The 20,843-nt window shown below is 41.7% G+C and carries 16 protein-coding genes and 3 pseudogenes; all 19 read left to right on the forward strand.

Annotated features, from left to right (window positions below; genetic code table 11):
- Window positions 1-827: transposase (locus tag MBEAL2_RS23500; protein WP_052947951.1), on the forward strand; the 827-nt coding region annotated here is incomplete at its 5' end.
- Window positions 828-1,299: 472 nt separating this feature from the next.
- Window positions 1,300-2,421, forward strand: coding sequence for an NADH-dependent flavin oxidoreductase (locus tag MBEAL2_RS23505; protein WP_047154675.1), 1,122 nt, complete (start codon window positions 1,300-1,302; stop codon window positions 2,419-2,421).
- Window positions 2,422-2,621: 200 nt separating this feature from the next.
- The gene (locus tag MBEAL2_RS23510; RefSeq protein ID WP_047154676.1) at window positions 2,622-3,182 is read left to right on the forward strand and encodes a flavin reductase family protein; all 561 of its coding nucleotides are present in this window, start codon (window positions 2,622-2,624) and stop codon (window positions 3,180-3,182) included.
- A gap of 36 nt (window positions 3,183-3,218) precedes the next feature.
- Window positions 3,219-4,376: an iron-containing alcohol dehydrogenase gene (locus tag MBEAL2_RS23515; protein WP_047154677.1), complete on the forward strand. Its 1,158-nt coding sequence runs from the start codon at window positions 3,219-3,221 to the stop codon at window positions 4,374-4,376.
- A 165-nt stretch (window positions 4,377-4,541) separates the two neighbouring features.
- Window positions 4,542-5,258 carry a 3-ketoacyl-ACP reductase gene (locus tag MBEAL2_RS23520; protein ID WP_047154678.1) on the forward strand — a complete coding sequence of 239 codons (717 nt, stop codon included), beginning with the start codon at window positions 4,542-4,544 and terminating at the stop codon, window positions 5,256-5,258.
- 1,276 nt (window positions 5,259-6,534) lie between these two features.
- Window positions 6,535-7,335, forward strand: coding sequence for an ADP-ribosylglycohydrolase family protein (locus MBEAL2_RS23535; protein WP_269082514.1), 801 nt, complete (start codon window positions 6,535-6,537; stop codon window positions 7,333-7,335).
- Window positions 7,317-7,862 (forward strand): annotated as a pseudogene (locus MBEAL2_RS33205) (NAD(P)/FAD-dependent oxidoreductase); the annotation flags it as partial. The gene MBEAL2_RS23535 and the pseudogene MBEAL2_RS33205, both read left to right, overlap by 19 nt.
- 192 nt (window positions 7,863-8,054) lie before the next feature.
- Window positions 8,055-8,231 (forward strand): annotated as a pseudogene (locus tag MBEAL2_RS34110) (ATP-binding protein); the annotation flags it as partial.
- 167 nt (window positions 8,232-8,398) lie between these two features.
- Window positions 8,399-10,336, forward strand: a complete 1,938-nt coding sequence (locus MBEAL2_RS23545) for a sigma-54-dependent Fis family transcriptional regulator (RefSeq protein WP_052947953.1) — start codon at window positions 8,399-8,401, stop codon at window positions 10,334-10,336.
- A 181-nt stretch (window positions 10,337-10,517) separates the two neighbouring features.
- Complete coding sequence (locus tag MBEAL2_RS23550; protein WP_047154681.1) at window positions 10,518-11,615, forward strand: ABC transporter substrate-binding protein; 1,098 nt, start codon at window positions 10,518-10,520, stop codon at window positions 11,613-11,615.
- A gap of 166 nt (window positions 11,616-11,781) precedes the next feature.
- Window positions 11,782-12,477, forward strand: a complete 696-nt coding sequence (locus tag MBEAL2_RS23555; protein WP_201780848.1) for an ABC transporter ATP-binding protein — start codon at window positions 11,782-11,784, stop codon at window positions 12,475-12,477.
- Window positions 12,477-13,232, forward strand: a complete 756-nt coding sequence (locus tag MBEAL2_RS23560) for an ABC transporter permease (protein ID WP_052947954.1) — start codon at window positions 12,477-12,479, stop codon at window positions 13,230-13,232. Before MBEAL2_RS23555 ends, MBEAL2_RS23560 begins: the two co-directional genes overlap by 1 nt.
- A 27-nt stretch (window positions 13,233-13,259) precedes the next feature.
- Complete coding sequence (locus MBEAL2_RS23565) at window positions 13,260-14,024, forward strand: ABC transporter permease (protein ID WP_052947955.1); 765 nt, start codon at window positions 13,260-13,262, stop codon at window positions 14,022-14,024.
- A gap of 17 nt (window positions 14,025-14,041) precedes the next feature.
- Window positions 14,042-15,232 carry a CaiB/BaiF CoA transferase family protein gene (locus MBEAL2_RS23570; protein ID WP_047154684.1) on the forward strand — a complete coding sequence of 397 codons (1,191 nt, stop codon included), beginning with the start codon at window positions 14,042-14,044 and terminating at the stop codon, window positions 15,230-15,232.
- A 22-nt stretch (window positions 15,233-15,254) separates the two neighbouring features.
- The gene (locus MBEAL2_RS23575; protein ID WP_047154685.1) at window positions 15,255-16,151 is read left to right on the forward strand and encodes a hydroxymethylglutaryl-CoA lyase; all 897 of its coding nucleotides are present in this window, start codon (window positions 15,255-15,257) and stop codon (window positions 16,149-16,151) included.
- 39 nt (window positions 16,152-16,190) lie between these two features.
- Window positions 16,191-17,595 (forward strand): annotated as a pseudogene (gene leuC, locus MBEAL2_RS23580) (3-isopropylmalate dehydratase large subunit).
- A 22-nt stretch (window positions 17,596-17,617) separates the two neighbouring features.
- Window positions 17,618-18,241, forward strand: coding sequence for a 3-isopropylmalate dehydratase small subunit (leuD, locus tag MBEAL2_RS23585; protein WP_047154686.1), 624 nt, complete (start codon window positions 17,618-17,620; stop codon window positions 18,239-18,241).
- Window positions 18,242-18,583: 342 nt separating this feature from the next.
- A complete protein-coding gene (locus tag MBEAL2_RS23590; protein WP_047154705.1) occupies window positions 18,584-19,588 on the forward strand; it encodes an LLM class flavin-dependent oxidoreductase in 1,005 nt (334 codons plus the stop codon).
- Between the two features lie 316 nt (window positions 19,589-19,904).
- Complete coding sequence (locus MBEAL2_RS23595; protein WP_047154687.1) at window positions 19,905-20,810, forward strand: DMT family transporter; 906 nt, start codon at window positions 19,905-19,907, stop codon at window positions 20,808-20,810.
- The last annotated feature ends 33 nt before the right edge of the window (window positions 20,811-20,843 follow it).

Raw genomic sequence — 20,843 nt, forward strand, 5'->3', positions numbered from 1 at the left:
GGTCCCATTGCCTTGTGACCTCCCATGTGGTCGCAGAAGGGTTCTCCTTCTCCTGGGATTTCCGTCCTTATTTTCGTGAGGCTTACTGTCAGGAACACCATTTACCCTTTAAAAGTAAAAACGAGCTGGCTATGGAAATGATCAGAAACTTTCCTGCCTATGAAGATGAACAAGTGTATGTGCTAATGGACAGCTGGTACTCAAGTAAAAAGATGATGGATACCTGTAACGCTAAAGGGTTTCATGTCATCGCGGCCGTAAAATCAAATCGCAAGATTTGCCCGCAGGGCATCCGTGTATCCATGGCTGAATTTGCAAACCGGTATATTGAAAATTCTGACCTTCACTCCGTGACCGTGAAGGATAAAGGAAGATTTCGGGTCTATTCATGTGAAAGTCCACTGGCAGAGATGGAAAATGTCAAAATTCTTCTATCCTGGGAGAAGAAATTCGTTCAGGGTAAAACTCCGTTTTGCCTCCTGTGTACCGATCTGACTCTGGATGTCGTGACCATCCTGGAGTATTACCATGTACGATGGGAGATAGAAACGAGCTACCGTTATTTCAAGGAACTACTAGGGTTTGATCAGTATCAATTACTTTCTTTCAAAGCCATTGAGCGATACTGGGTGATCCAGTACCTGACACAGAACTTTCTTGAGCACCAGAGACAGGAGTGGTCTATGAGCTCGCCACTTACTCTCGGAGACACCGTCAGGCGGATCCGAACCGAATCTTTAGGGCAGCTCGTCGTTTATGTTTATCAAGAAGGACTAGCAAAAACGCCTTTGAAAGAAGTGCTGAAAACCCTAAAACTAATCGCTTAAAAAAGTGGTTTTTCTGAATTACTATCCGTATGCCCTTTTTTAGGGTTTTAATGAAAATCTGCAAGAGTCAAGTTAAATAAGCAAATGTTTGGCGATTTTGGACTTTGTATAGCGTTACTGCAGTGGGGAGTCTTGGTGACTACCCTTTTTTATACTTCGGAAATAACGAAGAAACACCATATTTTACCTGTAAAAAGGTTTTCGCTTCTATCCAGATATCTGATATAATGGTATCCTTTATGATACTATGATACCAAAAAGTGCCTACTTATATAATTAATACTTAGTATATATTATAAACTATGTAGCTAATGCCTGCCAAGGTTTGAATAGGCGTCAGCCTTCCAGGTCATTCTATTCAGAGACTTTATTTCTTTCTGATGTGGAAAAAGAGTACTCCTCCTTTTTTAGCCAAGGGGCTCTACTAGCACCAGAAGCCTATAAAATCATAACGACAAAGGAGAAAATAACAATGAATCCCAAATACGAAGCTCTTTTTAAACCTTTTACATTTCCTTCTGGAGTTGAACTAAAAAACCGTATTGTGATGGCACCTATGACCAACACATCCGCCCTTGACAATGGTGAAGTTTCAGATGAAGAACTTGCTTATTATCGTGAGCGAGCTGGTGGTGTGAGTGCTGTGATAACAGCTTGCACGTATGTTACAGAAAGCGGCAAGGGGTTCCCCGGTGAATTCGGTGCAGATTCTGATACATTAATTCCGAGTCTGAAACGACTAGCATCCACCATTCAAGAAGAAGGAGCTAAGGCCATTTTACAAATTTTTCATGCTGGTAGAATGGCTCCGCCAGAGCTTTTACCAGATGGTCAGCCCATTAGCGCAAGTGCAGTTGCAGCCGAGCGTGAGGACGCTGTCGTACCACGTGAGATGACGGAAGAGGAAATTGTTCATATGATTAAAGCCTTCGGAGAAACCACTCGTAGAGCCATTGAAGCGGGTTATGATGGGGTTGAAATTCATGGGGCTAATACATACTTGATTCAGCAATTTTTCTCTCCGCATTCAAACCGAAGAACGGATAAATGGGGAGGGACGCTGGAAAAACGTATGGCTTTCCCTCTTGCTGTTGTGGATGCTGTTAAAAAGGTGGTCGAGACACATGCCAAAAAACCTTTTGTCATAGGGTATCGTCTGTCACCTGAAGAACGGGAAAACCCTGGGATTACCATGGAAGATACTTTACAACTAGTGGACAAACTAGCTGACCAAGGGCTGGATTATCTCCATATTTCGGTTGGAGCATTTTTAAATGGCTCGATTCGTGACGCAGAGGATAAAACATCGCGTGTGGTTATGATTCAAGAACGCGTTGGGAACCGCATTCCAATTATCGGTGTTGGTATGCTGCGTACACCGGATGAAGTAGTTGAAGCATTGGATACAGGAATACCTTTAATCGCGTTAGGTCGTGAACTCATCATGGAACCTCACTGGATACAAAAAGTAAAAGCAGGTCAAGAAGAAACGATTCGTACCACTTTAGCTAAAAAAGACCAAAAAGAGCTTGTCCTGTCAGATCAAATGATGGAATACTATCAACATATTCCTGGGTGGCTTCCCATTGTGTAATGAATAACGACTCGAAATTTAGTCCGGGAAGACTAAATTTCGGGTTTTTCCTTTGTTAATTGAACATAACGACCACTAACAAGACAAACATAAGACAAACCATGAGTTTATTAGAAAGGAAGATGCTAAATGAGCGAGAAATGGAATAAGCAGTTTATTGGCTAGTTAAGGTTCAAAACTTGTGAAATGAGGGACATTTCTTGAGAACACCAACAGACAAATCACTTATATACACTTATCCTGGTCTAGTCGCCATCGTCACTTCTCGAAGTGAAGGGAAGCAAAATATAATGGCGGCTGCATGGCATACCTATTTAGGGATGGAACCGCCAACGTATGGCGTATCTATTGGCAGGGCAAGGTATACGTTTCAACTGATTGAGAAAAGCGGCGTTTTTGCCGTCAATTTTCTTCCAGCTCACTTGTCAGAATGGATCCAGCTTATTGGCACGACGAGCGGGAGAGATATAGATAAGTTTGAAGCGTTCAGGATTTCTTACGAGGATGGATTAAAGGTGGACGTGCCCATTCTAAAAGATGCATATTTCGCCTACGAATGTAAAGTTACGGATGTTCGAACCCATGGTGATCATGAATTGTTTTCGGGTGAAATCCTACAAACCTACAAGGATGCGGAACTATTTAAAGAGAACCAAATTCCTGATTTGTCGAAGCTTCAAATCCCACTTTATTTTGGACGTGCCGCATATTTAATCGCGGATGACACCGCAAAAGTGAAAAAGCATTATAATAAAGATTGACATAGAAAGTACTTTAATTTAAGAAAGAGGTGCACAATGAACAACTTTGTTTTTCACAATCCTACTGAACTTATTTTTGGTAAAGGTCAAATTGAAAAGCTTGAAGAAAAAGTCCACAAACTCGGACAAAAAATCCTTGTTGTTTATGGTGGAGGAAGTATTAAAAAAACAGGCTTATATGATAAAGTGGTGACGATTTTAAAATCCAATGGAGCAACGATTTCTGAACTACCGGGTATAGAGCCCAACCCGCGGTTAACCACCGTCAAAAAAGGAATCGATATCTGTAAGCAAAATGAAATTGATTGGATTCTGGCTATTGGTGGCGGTAGTGTTATTGATGCTTCAAAGGCCATTGCCATTGGTGCTAAATATGAGGGAGATGTATGGGATTTTTACAACCGAAAAGCATTTCCTACAGCGGCTCTTCCGTTAGGAACCATCTTAACCTTAGCTGCAACCGGTTCAGAGATGAATCCGATGAGTGTGGTTACCAATTGGGAAACCCAGGAAAAACACGGGGGATACACTACATATCCAACCTTCTCTATTTTGGATCCGGAAAACACCTTTTCTGTTCCAAAGGACCAGACGATTTATGGCTCTTGCGATATAATGTCACATGTATTTGAACAATATTTCTCACATACCTCTAATATCCCACTCCAAACACGTTTTGCGGAATCCATCCTGAAAACGGTCATTGAAAATGTGGAGCTGGCAATTACCAATCCAAACGATTATGATGCACGTGCAAACTTACTCATGTGTGGAACGTTCGCCTTGAATGGAATTCTTTCAACTGGTGTTGAAACAGATTGGGCAACCCATTCTATTGAACATGCGGTTAGTGCTGTTTACGATATTCCACATGGCGGCGGCCTTGCTATCATCTTTCCTAATTGGATGAAATATGTTTACGAAGAAGATGTGGCGCGTTTTGCCAGGTTTGCTGCAGAGGTATGGGGTGTTGATGCGATAGATAAGTCAGACAATGAAATCGCATTAGAAGGGATTGAGGCGGTTCGTTCCTTCTTTAATAAAATTGGTGCCCCTAGTCGACTAGCTGATTATAACATCACAGATGAAAAATTAGACATCATGGCTGAAAAAGCCGTCCCGTTTGGTCCCATCGGGAATTTTAAAAAATTAAACAAAGATGATGTGTACCAAATTTTAAAGATGTCTCTTTGATTTGAAATGGAACCTGTTTTAGAGAACCTTATAGAAATCGATGGTTGAGAGAAACGAGTCAATGCAAGGGGACAAAAAATATTCCCCTATATGTCAAACGAGTCTTTGAAGTGATTTTAAAGGCTCGTCTATCTTTTAGCAATTTTTTCTTGAAGGAGTGTTTGTATGATTTCACTAAACGGAAAGACCGCTTTAATTACGGGTGCAGGTAGAGGGATTGGACGGGCTACTGCCCTTGCTTTAGCAAAAGAAGGCGTAAACCTGGGACTCATCGGATTGAATCCCTCAAATCTAGAAAAAGTCAAAGCTGAATTGGCTCCCATGGGTATCAAAGTTTCAACGGCAGCCGCAGACGTAGCCGATCTTAAATCCGTTGAAGAAGCAGTGGGGCAGATTAAATCAGAGTTAGGTGCCCCGGATATCTTAATCAACAATGCTGGTGTTGCTAAATTTGGCGGTTTCCTGGACTTGTCACCTGAGGAATGGGAGAATATTGTCCGTGTTAACCTCATGGGTGTTTACAATGTGACAAGAGCAATTTTGCCCGACATGATCGAAAGAAAATCAGGGGATATTGTCAATATCTCTTCGACTGCCGGTCAAAAAGGAGCACCTGTCACAAGTGCCTACAGTGCTTCAAAATTCGCCGTCTTAGGTCTGACAGAATCCCTTATGCTCGAGGTAAGAAAGCATAATATCCGGGTAACGGCTCTCACACCAAGTACAGTAGTTACGGATTTAGCCTATGATACCAATCTAATCTCGGGAGATGCGGAAAGAGTCATGCATCCAGAAGACCTTGCTGAACTGATTGTGTCTGGGTTAAAGCTTCATCCAAGAGTCTTCGTGAAAACGGCTGGTTTATGGTCAACTAATCCTTAAATCGCATGCAGAGCAGGAACTTAAGGTAGGTTCCTGCTTTTATTTTATAAATTTGTTGATAATAAATAGTTGTTTGAATATAAGATCCTGGTTTACTCAAAATTAATCTACGATTAATTGATTTTTAAATCGTCCTAAATATAGTTACCTTATAGTTAATAAGGGTATTTAATACCACAGTTTTAAATTGGGGTGATGAAAGATGTTATTATTTGAATTAAATCAACTTCATCACGAAGTTACGTTAATTCAAGATGTTCAAATTCTCTTGTTGAAGAAAGAAGTATTTAAAAATCAGGTAACGAATCCAAATATCAATCGGAATCAACGTATGATTATTTATAAAAAAGTACAATTGATTAATAATCGGATAAAAGAAATTAACAGAAACGAATAAAGGAAAAGTTTTATCAAGAGCCTTAATTTTTAAGGGTCTTTTTCTTTTGTTAACAGAAATTGTTAACATGGCATATTTGTCGAGATTATGTAGTACAAGCACATGACTTTCGGGAACCATCTGATTTTAATTTAACGGGGAATAAGGGAGAAGGGTAACCGGCTGGCACATCGATTACCCTTTGGATGATAAGCGCGGGGAGGCATTTGAGAGCACCTCACCGGCTCCAAAATTGTTGGCCTAACGGGCACTAGGCTACTACATCTATTTAGTGAACGGTAAGTCTGCAACCTTACGCGATTCGCTTTCGGAAGTTTGCGTAATAGACTAGCGTTAAGCTCCGGGAATGGCCCTTCTCTTTGGCGGGAAAGGCGCTGCTTTTCTTTAATAAGAATAGAGACGTAATAAAGCGGAATAGATTTTTAAATTTTCTGATGAAATTTGGTAAAAAGAGGTGGCCATCCTTATCTATGGCCGCAAAGTGAAATGAATTTACGCTATAAAAAGAGGTCATGACAGCGAACCACCTTCGCATGTATTATGTTACAGCTAAAACGTTATCTCTGCGTTTTGTTACCGTTAAGAAATCGTTAAGTTGAATTTATTTGTTCATAAATTTATCACAAATCACCATCATTCCTAGTGCTATAACGCATCTTTATTAAAGGTGTTTAATTCCGTGGTGGAGTTTTATTTTTATTGTGCGATTGGAGGTTTGCAACTATCAGAAATCGGATGTTATATGTATAGTTTAAAGATTCTATTAAATTTGGATTAAATCCGAAGTGTGTCTTTATTAGGCGGACAGATTCTCTTTCCTGCTCATGAAAAACTCCGTCTGAAAAGATAAGGCGAAGAATTTCAGTTAAGGCAATACTTTTGGATTTTATATTAGGAGAATATACGGACGATACATCCATGGCTCTTTGTCTTGCGGCCAGTTTAATTGAATGCAGCGGCTTTGATGCTCTGGATCAGATGAAACGCTATCAAAAATGGTATCGAGAAGGCTATATGAGCTCACGTAATCATTGCTTCGACATAGGAAATACAACAAGAGAGGCGATTGAGCGTTTTGAGCAAACCGGTGAGCCATTCAGCGGGTCAACCGACAAGTTTTCTGCTGGGAATGGAAGCATTATGAGGCTCTCTCCTGTTCCTTTGTTTTATGCGGAAAACCCACAAATGGTTATCCAAATGGCAGCCGAAAGTTCTCGTGTAACCCATGGGGCGGAGGAAGCTGTGGATGCTTGCCGTTATTTAAGCGGGCTTATTTTGGGAGCGCTGCAGGGTATCTCTAAAGAAGAATTACTCGATTCTTTATACAGTCCCGTACCCGGTTTGTGGACAAAGCATCCACTATCAGAGAAAATACATAACGTGGCAAGTGGCTCATTTAAAGCAAAGCAACCCCCGGATATTAAGGGAACTGGTTATGTAGTGGAGTCCTTAGAAGCAGCTCTGTGGGCCTTTTACCATGGAAGTAGCTTTGAAGAAGGGTTGTTGCTGGCAGTAAATCGGGGAGATGATGCGGATACGACCGGTGCGGTTTATGGTCAGCTTGCCGGGGCGTATTATGGAGTTGTTGGAATACCGGAAAGGTGGCTTTCCTCACTTAAGCATTATAATGAAAGAACCAAACCAGAAAAGGTGTTTTCGAAATGGAAAAGCATATTGTAATTGGAGCTGGAATTCTTGGAGCCTCGACCGCTTACCACCTGGCAAAGGCAGGAGCACATGTTACATTGGTCGATCGCCACGACGCGGGACAGGCTACTGATGCAGCAGCCGGAATTATCTGCCCATGGCTCTCACAACGGCGCAATCAGGCCTGGTACCGACTGGCAAAAGGCGGGGCCAGATACTATACTGCTTTAATTAAGCAATTAGAAGCGGATGGGGAAACAGATACAGGGTATAAACGAGTAGGCGTAATTAGTCTGCATACGGATGATAAAAAGCTGGATAAGATGGAGGAACGGGCGCATAAACGGCATCAGGAATCCCCGGAAATCGGCGAAATTATCCGATTATCACCGGCCGAAACGAAAAGGTTATTTCCGCCATTATCAGAAGAATATAGCTCTGTCTATATAAGCGGTGCGGCTCGTGTAAGCGGAAAAACTCTCCGTCAATCTCTTATAAATGCTGCCAGAAAGCATGGTGCTGTCGTTGTTCAAGGAAATGCATCATTAGCATTGAAGGGATTTACTCAGTTGTTGAAATCGCAGAACAAGGAGAATGGCAGCTATTATGAAATTATGCTGCCGGAGCTGGATCGCATAAATTCCATTGTCGGTGAATTTTTACTGCTTGCAAAACCGCAGGTGGCGAATTTCAAAAAGAAAAGTATTATTTCGTTACTGCAGGATGTTACCCATTTTCTTGATGAGGGCTGCGGAATTTCAGAGGAGCGGTTAACAAGGCTGGGAGAGCCATTTTATACGACAAAGGAAAAAGGTACAGGGTTGGGATTAACGGTTAGCTATAGAATCATTGAAAATCATGGGGGAACGATAAATATACAAAGTCAGGCTGGGGAAGGTACAGAAGTTAGTGTCATTTTGCCAGCCTAAGGAAGCATGTACGCCATGGACAAGGGAAAATAAATGCCCTAGGGTGAATACAATATTAGGAGACCAACCATTCTCACTGAGTTGTTCAAGCAACTACTCTGTTTGAGATTTAGGAAGGTACTCCTTTTTTATGTCAACTCTACAACTTACGGTAAGGAGGACAACATTTGAAACCCAAAATAGCTATTGTTGGACATCCTCTAGTTCGTCCTATGTGTATAAATTATATACAAGAGAAAGGAATGGAAGATTACATTGTTTACTATGAAGCAACTTTTGGAAATTTGAAGCCAACTATATCCCAGCTCGAGAGCGAAAAGAATATTGATGTCATTGTTACAGGCTGGGGACATCGAACTTTTCTTCACGAGTTAGGGATTCCGATTGTCATTTTTAAAGTTACAGGACTTGATATTCTAGAGGCTTTAACCAAAGCAAAAAAATTGGGCCAAAAAGTGGTTTGCATGAGGTATGGTGCACCATTCGAAGTGATTGAACGGTATTCTAATTTAGTTGATATGGAAATTGTATCCTCTTTCTATCTGGATGAACAGGACGCCGAGGAAAAAATAGAAAAATACTTATCAGAAGGATATCGGACCTTCATAGGGACTAGTTTGATGTATGACCTGGTAAATGTGAAGGGTGGCAACGGTATTTATATTTACTCCAATGATTCCGTTTCAAATGCGCTGGAGAACGGATGGCAGCTTGCATTGGGGAGAAGAACAGAAATCGAAAAGGCTGAACAGTTTAGAATCATCCTGGAGCATTCGCAGGAAGGCATTATTGCGATCAATGATAATAATATATGCAGCATGGTGAATACGCAGGCGGAGAAAATGCTAAATTTATCCCGTGATTATTTTATGCACAAATCTATTGATGAATTCTGGCCTGTTGGTACACTAAAGTCTTGTCTCGAAACAGGAGATTCTAGGTTGCAAGTAATTGAAAAAGTCAATCAAAGGAAATTTCTTGTAGATTATATCCCTACTTTGGTGAACGAGCGTGTTTCAGGAGTCATTGTCTCTTTCCAGGATATAGCTATCGTTCAGAAGGCTGAACAAAAAATCAGAAAAGACCTTCATAAGAAGGGACACATTGCCCGTCATGATTTCTCTGATATTGTCGGCAAATCGAAGACCATTCACAATGCAGTAACCCTAGCCAAAGTGTTTTCCAAGAATGAGTCTACGGTTCTTATTACTGGAGAGTCGGGCTCCGGAAAAGAGTTGTTCGCCCAGAGCATACATAAAGAAAGTCTGCGGCGGCTAAATCCTTTTGTGGCTATTAATTGTGCAGCTCTTCCGGAAAGTTTATTAGAAAGTGAACTGTTTGGATATGAAGATGGAGCTTTTACCGGTGCAAAAAAGGGCGGAAGAGAAGGTCTGTTTGAGGCGGCTCATAAAGGGACGATATTCTTAGACGAGATTGGGGAAATATCACTTGATATGCAGGCGCGGCTCCTTCGAGTTCTCCAGGAGAAAGAAATGCGGCGTGTAGGCGGACAAGATTTAATTCATGTGGATGTTAGAATTATTGCAGCGACCAATCGTGAACTAAAAAAAATGGTGGAAGAAGGAGGGTTCCGACAAGACCTGTATTATCGCTTGAACGTTCTGCACCTATCTATTCCTCCGTTAAGGGAGCGAATAGAAGATTTAGAACACTTAGCTAACTATTTTTGTATAAAACATCAGGCGTCAGAACTTTTCCAAAAGATCTCTAACGTTATTAAAAATAAGTTATCCGGCTATCACTGGCCAGGTAATGTTCGGGAGTTGGAGAATATTATCGAGCGACTCATTGTCATTTTTCAGAATCAGAAAGAAGAACATCATGAACTGCTAAATCAAAACATTTTTCAAGATTTACTGGTAAAGGAAAAAAACAATAAGTACGGTTACCATTCGATACTGGATGAAGGAATTAGAGATACCGGGCTGTTGAACACTGGTAGGCACAACTTTGAAGAGCAAAAGAAGTTAGCGGAAAAGGAAATGATTTTAAAAGTGCTAAAACAGTGTAATGGCAATAAATCAGAAGCTGCTCGTTTTCTTGGTATGAGTCGCTCTACTTTTTGGCGAAAATTAAAAGCTTGATCTAAATATGAAACGCTGTATTTTTTTTAGAACAGTAATGTTTCGTTTTTTGAAACATTGAAACTCTTATTCGTCCGTTTTATGGGCACGTACGACCTGGCATTTTTTTTGCAATCAAATATGTTCAGAATATTCCTTAATGTAGTAAAAAAGGCAACCATTTATGCGGGGAGGGGTTTTCATGAAGAAAATTCAGTGGAAAAAATGGTATCCAACATCTGTGAGTTTTATTCTCCTATTTTGCTTATTGATGGGCTGCAGCCAAAGCACCACGGGTACAGATGCAACAAAAACAAAAGACGGGGCACAAGCGACAGGACAGACTTCTCAAGAAACGAAAAGCAAGATGGAAAAGATTGAAATCACTGTTACGCATTATCCAACGGGATTTTATAGCCTACCGTATGAAGTCGGTATCGATCAAGGATTCTTTAAAGAAGAAAGCATTGAAATTGCAGGGATTATACCAGGGACAGGGGGAGGAACAACTGTAAGAAATGTTCTATCCGGTAAGCTTCCTTTTGGGGATGTTGCTACATCAGCTGCTGTTCAGTCCTATCTCTCCGGTGCTCCACTTGTAATCGTCGGAGGTTCCGTTCAAACATTCAATGATGCCGCTTATATTACCCGGAAAGATGCTCCATTTAACAATATTAAAGATTTAGTTGGGCATACATGGGCTTATACGAATCCAGGATCAACAACACAAGCCGCTTCTCACTTGATTTTAGAGAAAGCAGGAATTGACCCGAACCAGTTGAAAGCAGTATCTTCAGGTGGATTAAACGAAGGGAAAACCCTTCTTGAAAAAGGGGGAATTGATGCCACAGTGCAGCTTGAACCCCTATTGACAATTGAGAAAGATAAGTATAAAACGCTATTTCGAATTGGAGATTATTTACCGAAATTTCAACAAAGTGTTATTATTGCCAGTCCGCAGTTAATCAAGGAGAATCCTGAATTAGTGAAGCGTTTCCTTCGTGTCTATGATAAATCAGTAAAATGGATTTACGAACATCAAGAAGAAGCAGGCAAAATTTTTGCGAAGTATGCAGAAATTGATGAAAAGGCTTCCATCAGCGCCGTGAGTGAGCTTGCGAAACGTAAGCATTGGAGTGTCACTATTGATGCGGAAGCCATTAACAGCGTGTTAAAGGGCATGAAATATCTGGGGACATTTAAAGAAGGAACAGAAATTCCCTGGAAGGAACTTTTAAATCAAGATTTCATTCCTACTCAACAAAAACTGGATGTAAGTACTCTTCTCGGGAACAAATAACATGATTAAACACTTTTTTAGGAGGAGTCTTAATGGCAGTTCCTTTAATGAGTATCAACCAAATATCTAAAGTATACAAAAGTCAAGCGAATGAGGTAACAGCGCTAAAGGATATCACGTTAACAGTCACCAGGGGAGAATTTATCTCCATTGTCGGCCCAAGTGGATGCGGAAAACTACGTTATTGGAAATTCTGTCAGGTCTTCGTGAACCGTCTGAGGGAAGCATTGAGATTAACGGAAAAACTGTTAAAGGTCCTCAACCGTCCATCGGGATTGTTTTTCAAGAAGAGTCCACGTTTCCCTGGCGAACGGTACTGGAAAATGTAGAGTTTGGTTTACAGATGCATGGAGTGAATAAGAAGGAACGCAAAGAAAGAGCACGTAAAATGATTTCTTTGGTTGGTTTGGAAGGCTTCGAACAGTCTTTTCCCCATCAGTTGTCAGGAGGAATGAGGCAGAGGGTGGCCATCGCCAGGACGCTTGTAACCCAACCTGAAATCGTGGTGATGGATGAACCGTTTGGTGCCCTGGATGAACAGACGCGAATTCTGCTTGGAGGTGAATTGCTGAAAATTGTGGAGCAAACCCAGGCAACTATTATTCTCGTGACCCACAGCATTCAAGAAGCCGCGCTATTGTCCGATAAAATTCTCGTTCTTTCAGCCCGGCCAGGCAGGATGAAAACGATTATTCGAAGCATGCTCCCTAAACCGAGAGATTCCAGGGTGCTAACCACCGAGGAATATGCTTCTATTACTCGGGAAATCTGGTCCAATTTGGTTGAGGAAGAAGGACTCATCTCCCGGCATAGTGGTGAGGGTTCTTTGAAATACCACGATTCAATTAAAGCGGTGAAATAATGCGATACCTTGTACTGCGAACTGCAATTGTTGCTACCGCTTTCTTAGTCTATGAGGTTTTGGCTCAGTTAAAAATTCTCGATCCATTCACCTTTATTCCATTTTCTAAAATGGTCAGCAGCGCGTTTGCTTTGCTGACAAATCCTGAGTTCTTAAGTGAACATATTCTTCCTACTTCTATAGAGATAGGTTTAAGCTTTTTATTCTCCTCTGTCCTTGGAATCGTTACCGGTATCTTGCTGTGGCGCTCCAATTTTCTGTACCAAACGATTCAACCTTATCTTATGCTGTTTTATGCCATACCCATTTTCGCAGTTTATCCTGTGTTTATCAGTTTATTTGGGATGGGGCCCTTACCAGTCATAATTATTGCCATGTGTTTTTCGATCGTTGCGATTATTTCCAATACCGCTGTTGGATTAAGAGAAACGAAGAAGGTTCTAGTTAAGGTCGGGCAATCTATGAATCTTACTCCCTGGAAAATGATTTTTTATATCTACTTGCCCGCTGCATGGCCGTATATTTTTACCGGGTTAAAACTGGGCTTGGCCTATTCCATCATTGGAGTCGTTGCAACAGAATTTATCCTGTCAACAAGGGGGCTTGGACACAGCATCGCCTTTTCCTATAACAACTTTGATTTGAATGGAATGTATGGTTCGATTTTAATTGTCATTTTGATTGTAATCGTTGTGAATGCGGTTTTAGGCTACATCGAATCAAGGTTATACCATTCGAATGCGAAGGGAAGTTAATTATTTGTATAGGGAGGTGAGGTGTCCGTGTCTAGCGCTATTAAGATTTCAAGGTGGTATATACTTCCCGTTTTGCTTATCTTTCTCTGGCAGGGAGTTTATCTAATCGTAAGGGAACCGGCGATGTCTTCACCATTGCAGAGCGGGTTCGATTTATTTACAAATATTCATCTATGGTTGAAAGATATTTTGTTTACATTACAGGCTTTGCTGATTTCTTTTCTAATTTCTGCTTTTATGGGGATCCTGATTGGTTTTTTCATCGGCCTAAGTTCCTTTTGGACCCAAACGATGAATCCCATTCTATTATCTTTATATTCCATTCCGAAGGTAGCTATTTATCCTGTTTTTCTTCTTGCTTTCGGTTTGACGTTAGAAGGAAGAATCGCATTTTCCGTTCTTCATGGGGTTTTTCCCATTGCGATTATTTGTATCTCAGCAACGCAAAACGTGCCTAAAATCTTTTTGAAATTAGCTCAATCCTACCGAATGACCTTTTGGCAAAAGGCACGTTACATTCTTATTCCGTCTATTATGCCGCAGCTAGTCGTAGGGCTAAGAATGGCATTCAGTTTGTGTTTTTTAGGTCTAATCCTGGCGGAAATGTTCGCTTCCTATGAAGGGATCGGTTATCGGTTAATGCACTATACATCGCTAAACCGAAGTTCTTATATCCTTGCGCTGTTTTTGATTATTATCTTTATCGCCTTATTTTTCACGTATCTTTTCTTGCTATGGCAGGAACAAAACGAACGAAAAATCGGAAAATCAAACGTTCATTTTGATTCTTAAAAGAAAGGGATGAGTTCATGGGTGCATTAAATGATATTCGTGTGCTGGAATTAGGTTCATTGCTTGCCGGCCCTTTTACAGGAAGACTTCTCGGAGATTTCGGGGCGGAAGTGATTAAAATAGAACCTCCGGATAAACCGGATACGATGAGGATTTGGGGGAAGCAAATCGATGGCCAGGGACTTTTATGGCCGATTCAGTCCCGAAACAAAAAATCAATCACCTTAAATTTACGGGTGCAGGAAGGGCAGGAGATATTCAAGCAGCTGGTGGCTAAAGCTGATATAGTACTGGAGAACTTCCGCCCAGGAACATTGGAGAAGTGGGGACTTGGCTATGAGACATTAAAAGCAATTAACCCTAAGATTATTTTACTTCGTACCAGCGGCTTTGGACAGACGGGACCGTACAGTCATTGGGCAGGATTCGGCAGTATTGGGGAAGCTATGGGAGGACTGCGCTATGTGACCGGGTTCCCGGATCGTCCGCCGACAAGAATTGGCATTAGTATCGGAGATTCCCTTGCCGCTCTATTTGCTACCATAGGATGCCTTACTGCCCTTCATGAGCGAAAGAAATCCGGTATAGGTCAAGTCGTGGATACAGCCATCTATGAGGCGGTCTTTGCAATGATGGAAGGGTTGGTTCCCGAATATGAAATGGCGGGCTATGTCAGGGAAAGGACGGGAAATATTCTCCCCGGTGTAGCGCCGGCCAATATTTATGAAACCAAAGAAGGTAATTATATTGCGCTAGGAGCTAATGCGGACAATGTATTTAGAAGATTAGCAGCTGCAATGGGGATGCCGGAAATAGCGGAAGATGAGAGGTTTTCCTCTCATACTGCCAGAGGTCAAAACATGGAAGAACTAGACACTATCGTCAATGAATGGACGAGGACAAAATCGACGGAGGAGTTGTTGACCTTATTGGGCGAAAGCGGAGTGCCTGCGGGAAAGATTTACAATGTCAAAGACATTGTAGAAGATCCGCACTACGCAGCTAGAGAAATGATCATTTCCATGCAGCACCCGACGCTCGGTAATTTCAGAATGCCTGGAATTGTTCCGAAGCTTAGCCGAACACCGGGCGAAGTGAAGGAAGTTGGTGCCATACGGCCGGGTCAACATAACGATAAAATCTACAAAGAGATATTGGAATATTCAGACCTAGAAATACATGCTTTAAATAAAATGGGGGTTATCTAAAACAATAAAGGAAGTGACGAGAGTGGTTGAAATTTGTGAGGTTGGCCCGCGGGATGGACTTCAGAATGAAAAAGTGATTCTTTCAGTAGACGAACGCGTTGAGATGATTACTAAGCTAATAAATTCTGGGATTCAATTTATCGAGGCGGTATCCTTCATTAATCCAAAGATCATTCCGCAGATGGCCTTTGCGGAACGAGTGATGGAACAGGTGCCAAGACGAAAGGGCGTCCGATACGCTGGCTTAGTTCTCAGTTCAGGCGGGATGGAGCGCGCTTTGGCAAGTGGGTTGGATGAAATCAATGTTGCGCTCGCTGCTTCCAATACCTTCAATTTTAAAAATGCACGGCGAAGCACGGAAGATTCCCTGGCTGAAATGACCCCCATTATTTATAAGGCCAAGGGGAAAAAACATAATGTTAGCGGGGTGATTGGAACAGCTTTTGGTTGTCCTTTTGAAGGAAGTATTTCCTTTTCATATATTCGCTTCATTATTAATACGTTTCTGGAAAACGGTGTAGATGCCATTACCCTGGCCGATACGACGGGGATGGCGAATCCAAAGCAAGTCTTTCAAATCGTTGAGCAGTTTAAGGAGCATTTCCCTAGAGTTAAGCTAGGGTTGCACTTTCATAATACAAGAGGACTGGGGATCGCTAATGTATACGCGGGCTATCAGGCTGGAGTGAGGCGATTCGACGCTTCGATCGGAGGAATCGGGGGTTGTCCGTTTGCCCCTTTATCTGTAGGGAATGTATGCACAGAAGATATCGTTCACATGTTTGAACAAATGGGGGAAACAACAGGTATTGATCTGGACCAGCTCATCCAGATAGCCAAATGGACCGAAGGGAAAGTAGAGCACCCACTCGATGGCTATGTAATGAAGGCGGGTCCGGTTGAGAGGACAATCAGCTAAGACATCATCAGATGAAGCTGGAAGAATGGAGGAGGTTCAATGAAACCGCGTACACTATTTGAAAAGATTTGGGACCGCCATGTTGTGCACCATGATCCGGAGGGACCGGATATTATCTATATTGATTTACATTTACTGCATGAGGTATCCTCCCCACAGGCGTTCGAAGGGCTAAGATTAGCGGGGCGTCGAGTGCACAGTCCCCATTTAACTGTAGCTACAATGGATCATAGCATTCCTACGACCGACCGTTCCGTACCGATTCGTGATCCTATTGCTGCTAAGCAGGTGGAAACATTAGCTCAAAACTGCAAAGAATTCGGAATTCCCTTGTTTGACATGAATCATTCCTACCAAGGAATCGTTCATGTCATCGGACCAGAGTTAGGATTAACTTTGCCAGGGAAAACGATCGTCTGTGGCGATAGCCATACGGCAACACATGGAGCCTTTGGGGCTTTAGCTTTTGGAATTGGAACAAGTGAAGTGGAGCATGTGCTGACTACCCAATGCCTACAACAACTAAAGCCAAAAACAATGCAAATCCATGTCAATGGAAGATTATCAGATGGGGTGACGTCCAAAGATTTGATTTTAGCTATTATTGCACAAATTGGCACCGGGGGAGCGACCGGAACTGTCATCGAATACACGGGTGAAGCTATTCGGGCTTTGACCATGGAAGAGCGGATGACGGTTTGTAATATGTCAATTGAAGCCGGAGCCCGTGCAGGAATGATCGCTCCTGATGAAACCACCTTTGAATATTTGCGGAACCGTCCTTTTGCTCCGAAAGGTGATGCATTTGATCGGGCAATCAATGAGTGGCGGGGGCTCCATACTGATGAAGGGGCGGTCTATGATTATCGGGTAGTCATCGACGGTGCTACATTGGCTCCTCAAGTCTCGTGGGGAACAAACCCGGGAATGGGAATGGATGTAACCGGGTACGTACCAGACCCGAAATCCTGCTCGACAGAAGAGGAACGGGCAGCTGCACGGCGTGCTCTTGAATATATGGGACTTACACCGGGAACACCAATAACCGATATACCGATCGATCGGGTCTTTATTGGATCATGTACCAATTCAAGAATCGAGGATCTTCGAGCTGCGGCCAAGTTATTAAGAGGAAAAACAATATCTTCCCGAGTAAAAGGGATGGTCGTTGCCGGTTCCCAGCAGGTTAAGCTGCAAGCTGAACGTGAAGGGCTTGATCTGATTTTTAAGGAGGCAGGATTGGAATGGCGGGAGAGGATGCAGCATGTGTGTCGGGATGAATGCAGATCTTTTGGGAGCGGGACAACGATGCGCCTCTACATCCAATCGGAATTTTGAAGGGCGCCAGGGGCGCGGTGGCCGGACTCACCTAGTAAGTCCGGCCATGGCAGCTGCAGCCGCTATAGCCGGACACTTTGTCGATATTAGAAATTCGTACTTTTAAGAGTAAAGAGGGGGAATACGTTTTGGAAGCTTTCATTAAGCACACGGGTCAAGTGGCGCCTCTCAATCGTGCGAATGTCGATACGGACCAGATACTTCCCAAGCAATTTTTAACGCGCATTGAACGAACAGGATTTGGACAGTACTTATTTTTCGATTGGAGGTATAATGAGCAAGGAGAACCGGATCCGCAGTTTGTTCTTAATAACAAAGAATACCAGCAAGCTTCCATCCTTGTTACGGGCCGAAACTTTGGCTCAGGATCATCAAGGGAACATGCTCCTTGGGCTCTTTTGGACTATGGTTTTCGCGTCATTATTGCACCTTCCTTCGCTGATATCTTCTTTAATAATTGCTTTAAAAACGGAATTTTGCCAATTGTTTTAGAGGAAAAGCTAGTGGAAGAAATTTTAATGCGAACAGAGAAAACGAAAGGTTATCGGTTAACCGTTGATTTAGAAAAATGCTGTATATTTGATTCGGACGGATTTTATGCTTCTTTTGTTATTAATCCTCATCGAAGGAATTCTTTATTGAATGGATTGGATGAGATTGGTGTTATTCTTCAGTTTAAAGATAAGATAGAGGAATATGAGAATCGATATAATGAATTTTATAGGCTCGAATGGAAAGAAGAAACATCATAAGTCATTCGTGGAAATTGAAAAAGTAAAATATCGTCACGATCTGTCTGGATGATTTTGGACAGCTGGTATGTAATAAGAATAGAATTATTGCATAAAAAGAAACTGGCCTTGTTCGGCCAGTTTCTTTTTGATAACATAAAACCGACACAATTCTACTTTAATCTTCTGCTAACACTAATAATTGTCGAAATATTCCGATTACCTGGGAAATATTTATCATTAAAGGAAATCAAAAATGGCAAATCTCAAAGAGCATGTTTAGCAGCCCATTTTTTTCCCTACACTGATACCAGCTTTGTGATAGGCTCCTTACAGGAAACGGACAGAAAGAAGGTTGTTTTATTGAAACTAAGTGTACTCGATCAATCGGTTATTCCTAAAGGGGGCCAAGCGAGTAGAACCTTACATGAAACTGTACAATTAGCTCAAATTACGGAAGAATTAGGATTCACTCGTTTTTGGGTGGCCGAACACCATAATACAAATGGTTTGGCCGGAATTTCTCCAGAAGTACTCATTGCCCATATTGCATCCAATACAAAAAGAATACGTGTTGGTTCTGGCGGTATTTTACTCCCGCAATATAGTCCCTATAAAGTTTCTGAGAACTTCAAGGTATTAGAAGCACTATTTCCAAATCGTATCGACCTGGGTGTCGGGCGTTCTCCAGGTGGTTCATTACCCACTCGGCTAGCGCTTACCGACGGAATAAAAAAAAGCCTAAATGAGTTCCCAAGGCAGATAAAAGATCTCCAGGGATTTTTATACAACGACTTACCTAAAGAACATTCTTATTATGATGTAATGACGTCTCCCTTTACAGATTCTGTTCCGCAAATGTGGATTTTAGGGGTTACACAAAGAGGGGGGAGGATTGCTGCTGAGAACGGAACTGCTTTTACATATGGGCATTTTATTACCCCTGTTGAAGGTCAAGAAACAATTGAGTATTACTTCACTAACTTCCAGCCTTCTCGGTTTTTGTCGAAACCAAAAGTGAATGTATGTATTTTTGTTGTGTGTGCTTCTTCACAGGAAAAGGCAGAAGAATTAGCATTAAGTCAAGATTTGTGGCTGTTGGCAGTTGAAAATAAGGTAAGAGAAGATACGAGAATTCCTTCCGTAGCGGAGGCAAAAAGCAGGCTTTTAACAGCAGAAGAGAGAGTAAGGGTGCAGGAAAATCGAAAACGTATGATTATCGGAACCCCTAAAAAGGTAAGGGACGAAATTCTTCGAGTAAGCGAATTGTACCGAACCGAGGAATTCATGATTATAACAAACATCTATGATTTTCAGGAAAAAATTCAATCCTATACCTTATTGGCTGAAGCATTTCAACTAGCTTAGTTGTTTCAATACTGCTATCACAAATTACAGTCTAAAAATTCTGCGTATTAAATTAAAAAATATAACAATTAAACATACTCACATACATCAATCAAAATTTACAATTTCGGTAGTAAAGTTGTAGCAGAATATGCGCCTTCAAATCCATAATCGGTAAAAAATCCAAAGACTCCTATATTGAACATTCAATACATGGCAACGACTGTTCAGAATAGATTGACAATTATTTGGTTTACGGTAATATGGGCTATATAACTGTCTCAAAGCTCAGGCTATTTTCGCCTGGCTTTTTACTTTCAGTTGAAAGGAGATTACTTTGTTAGAATCCAAACGGAACGCTTATCTGTTCGCCACCTTTGTTACAGTCTTCATGGGACATAATATGGTATTGATTAAATCGCTTCTTTTTGAAGTAGAACCACTAATCCTCACCTTTCTCAGGATGACGATAACCGCGCTAACGTTACTACTCTTATCTTATATTGGCAACGGCTTTGCCCTCCCGCAAGGCAAAGAATGGAAGTATTTATTCATCACCAGTTTCTTTGGTGTTTTTCTCCACCAAATTACGCTCGCACTCGGCTTAGAATTGTCTCAAGCGGCAAATGGGGCACTCATCATGGGTTTAAACCCACTAACGACCACATTCTTTGCCGCTATCCTACTAAAAGAAACGCTCTACATAAGACACTATATAGGTCTGTTACTCGGATTAATCGGTATTTTTTCTATTGTTTTTAAAGGTTTTTCTTCATTTTCCTTTTCCCCTGGAGACATTTGGCTGCTGATATCAATGGGAACGCAGGCGTTGAGTTTCATTTATTTTAGAAAGTTAGCTCATACAATGCACGTTGTTAAGGTAAATATGTATACGTATATCCTTGGAAGTCTCATGCTTTCCGTTATACCATTGAGTCAGGACATGTCTTCCATCACTACTTTCAGCGGCTTTATCTGGGTAAAGATTATTCTTTCCTCCGCCTTCTTCACCGCTCTTGGTTTTATTGGGTGGAATATGTGCCTGCACCGGTTAGGAGCCGGCGGAGCATCGGTTTTTTTGAATGTGATTACAATAACCGCTGTTTTTGGTTCTGTCGTCTATTTGGGAGAAACACTGCTTGTTCAACATCTTCTCGGTTTTTTATTCATTACTGCCGGCATTTGGACTTCTACCAAACAAAGACCATCTATAGAACAAGAACCAAAGGGCCAATCCATCTGAGCATACATAATCATAGGGACTTAGGGGGAGAAC

The sequence above is a fragment of the Aneurinibacillus tyrosinisolvens genome, assembly GCF_001015055.1.
Lineage (GTDB): Bacteria > Bacillota > Bacilli > Aneurinibacillales > Aneurinibacillaceae > Aneurinibacillus_A > Aneurinibacillus_A tyrosinisolvens.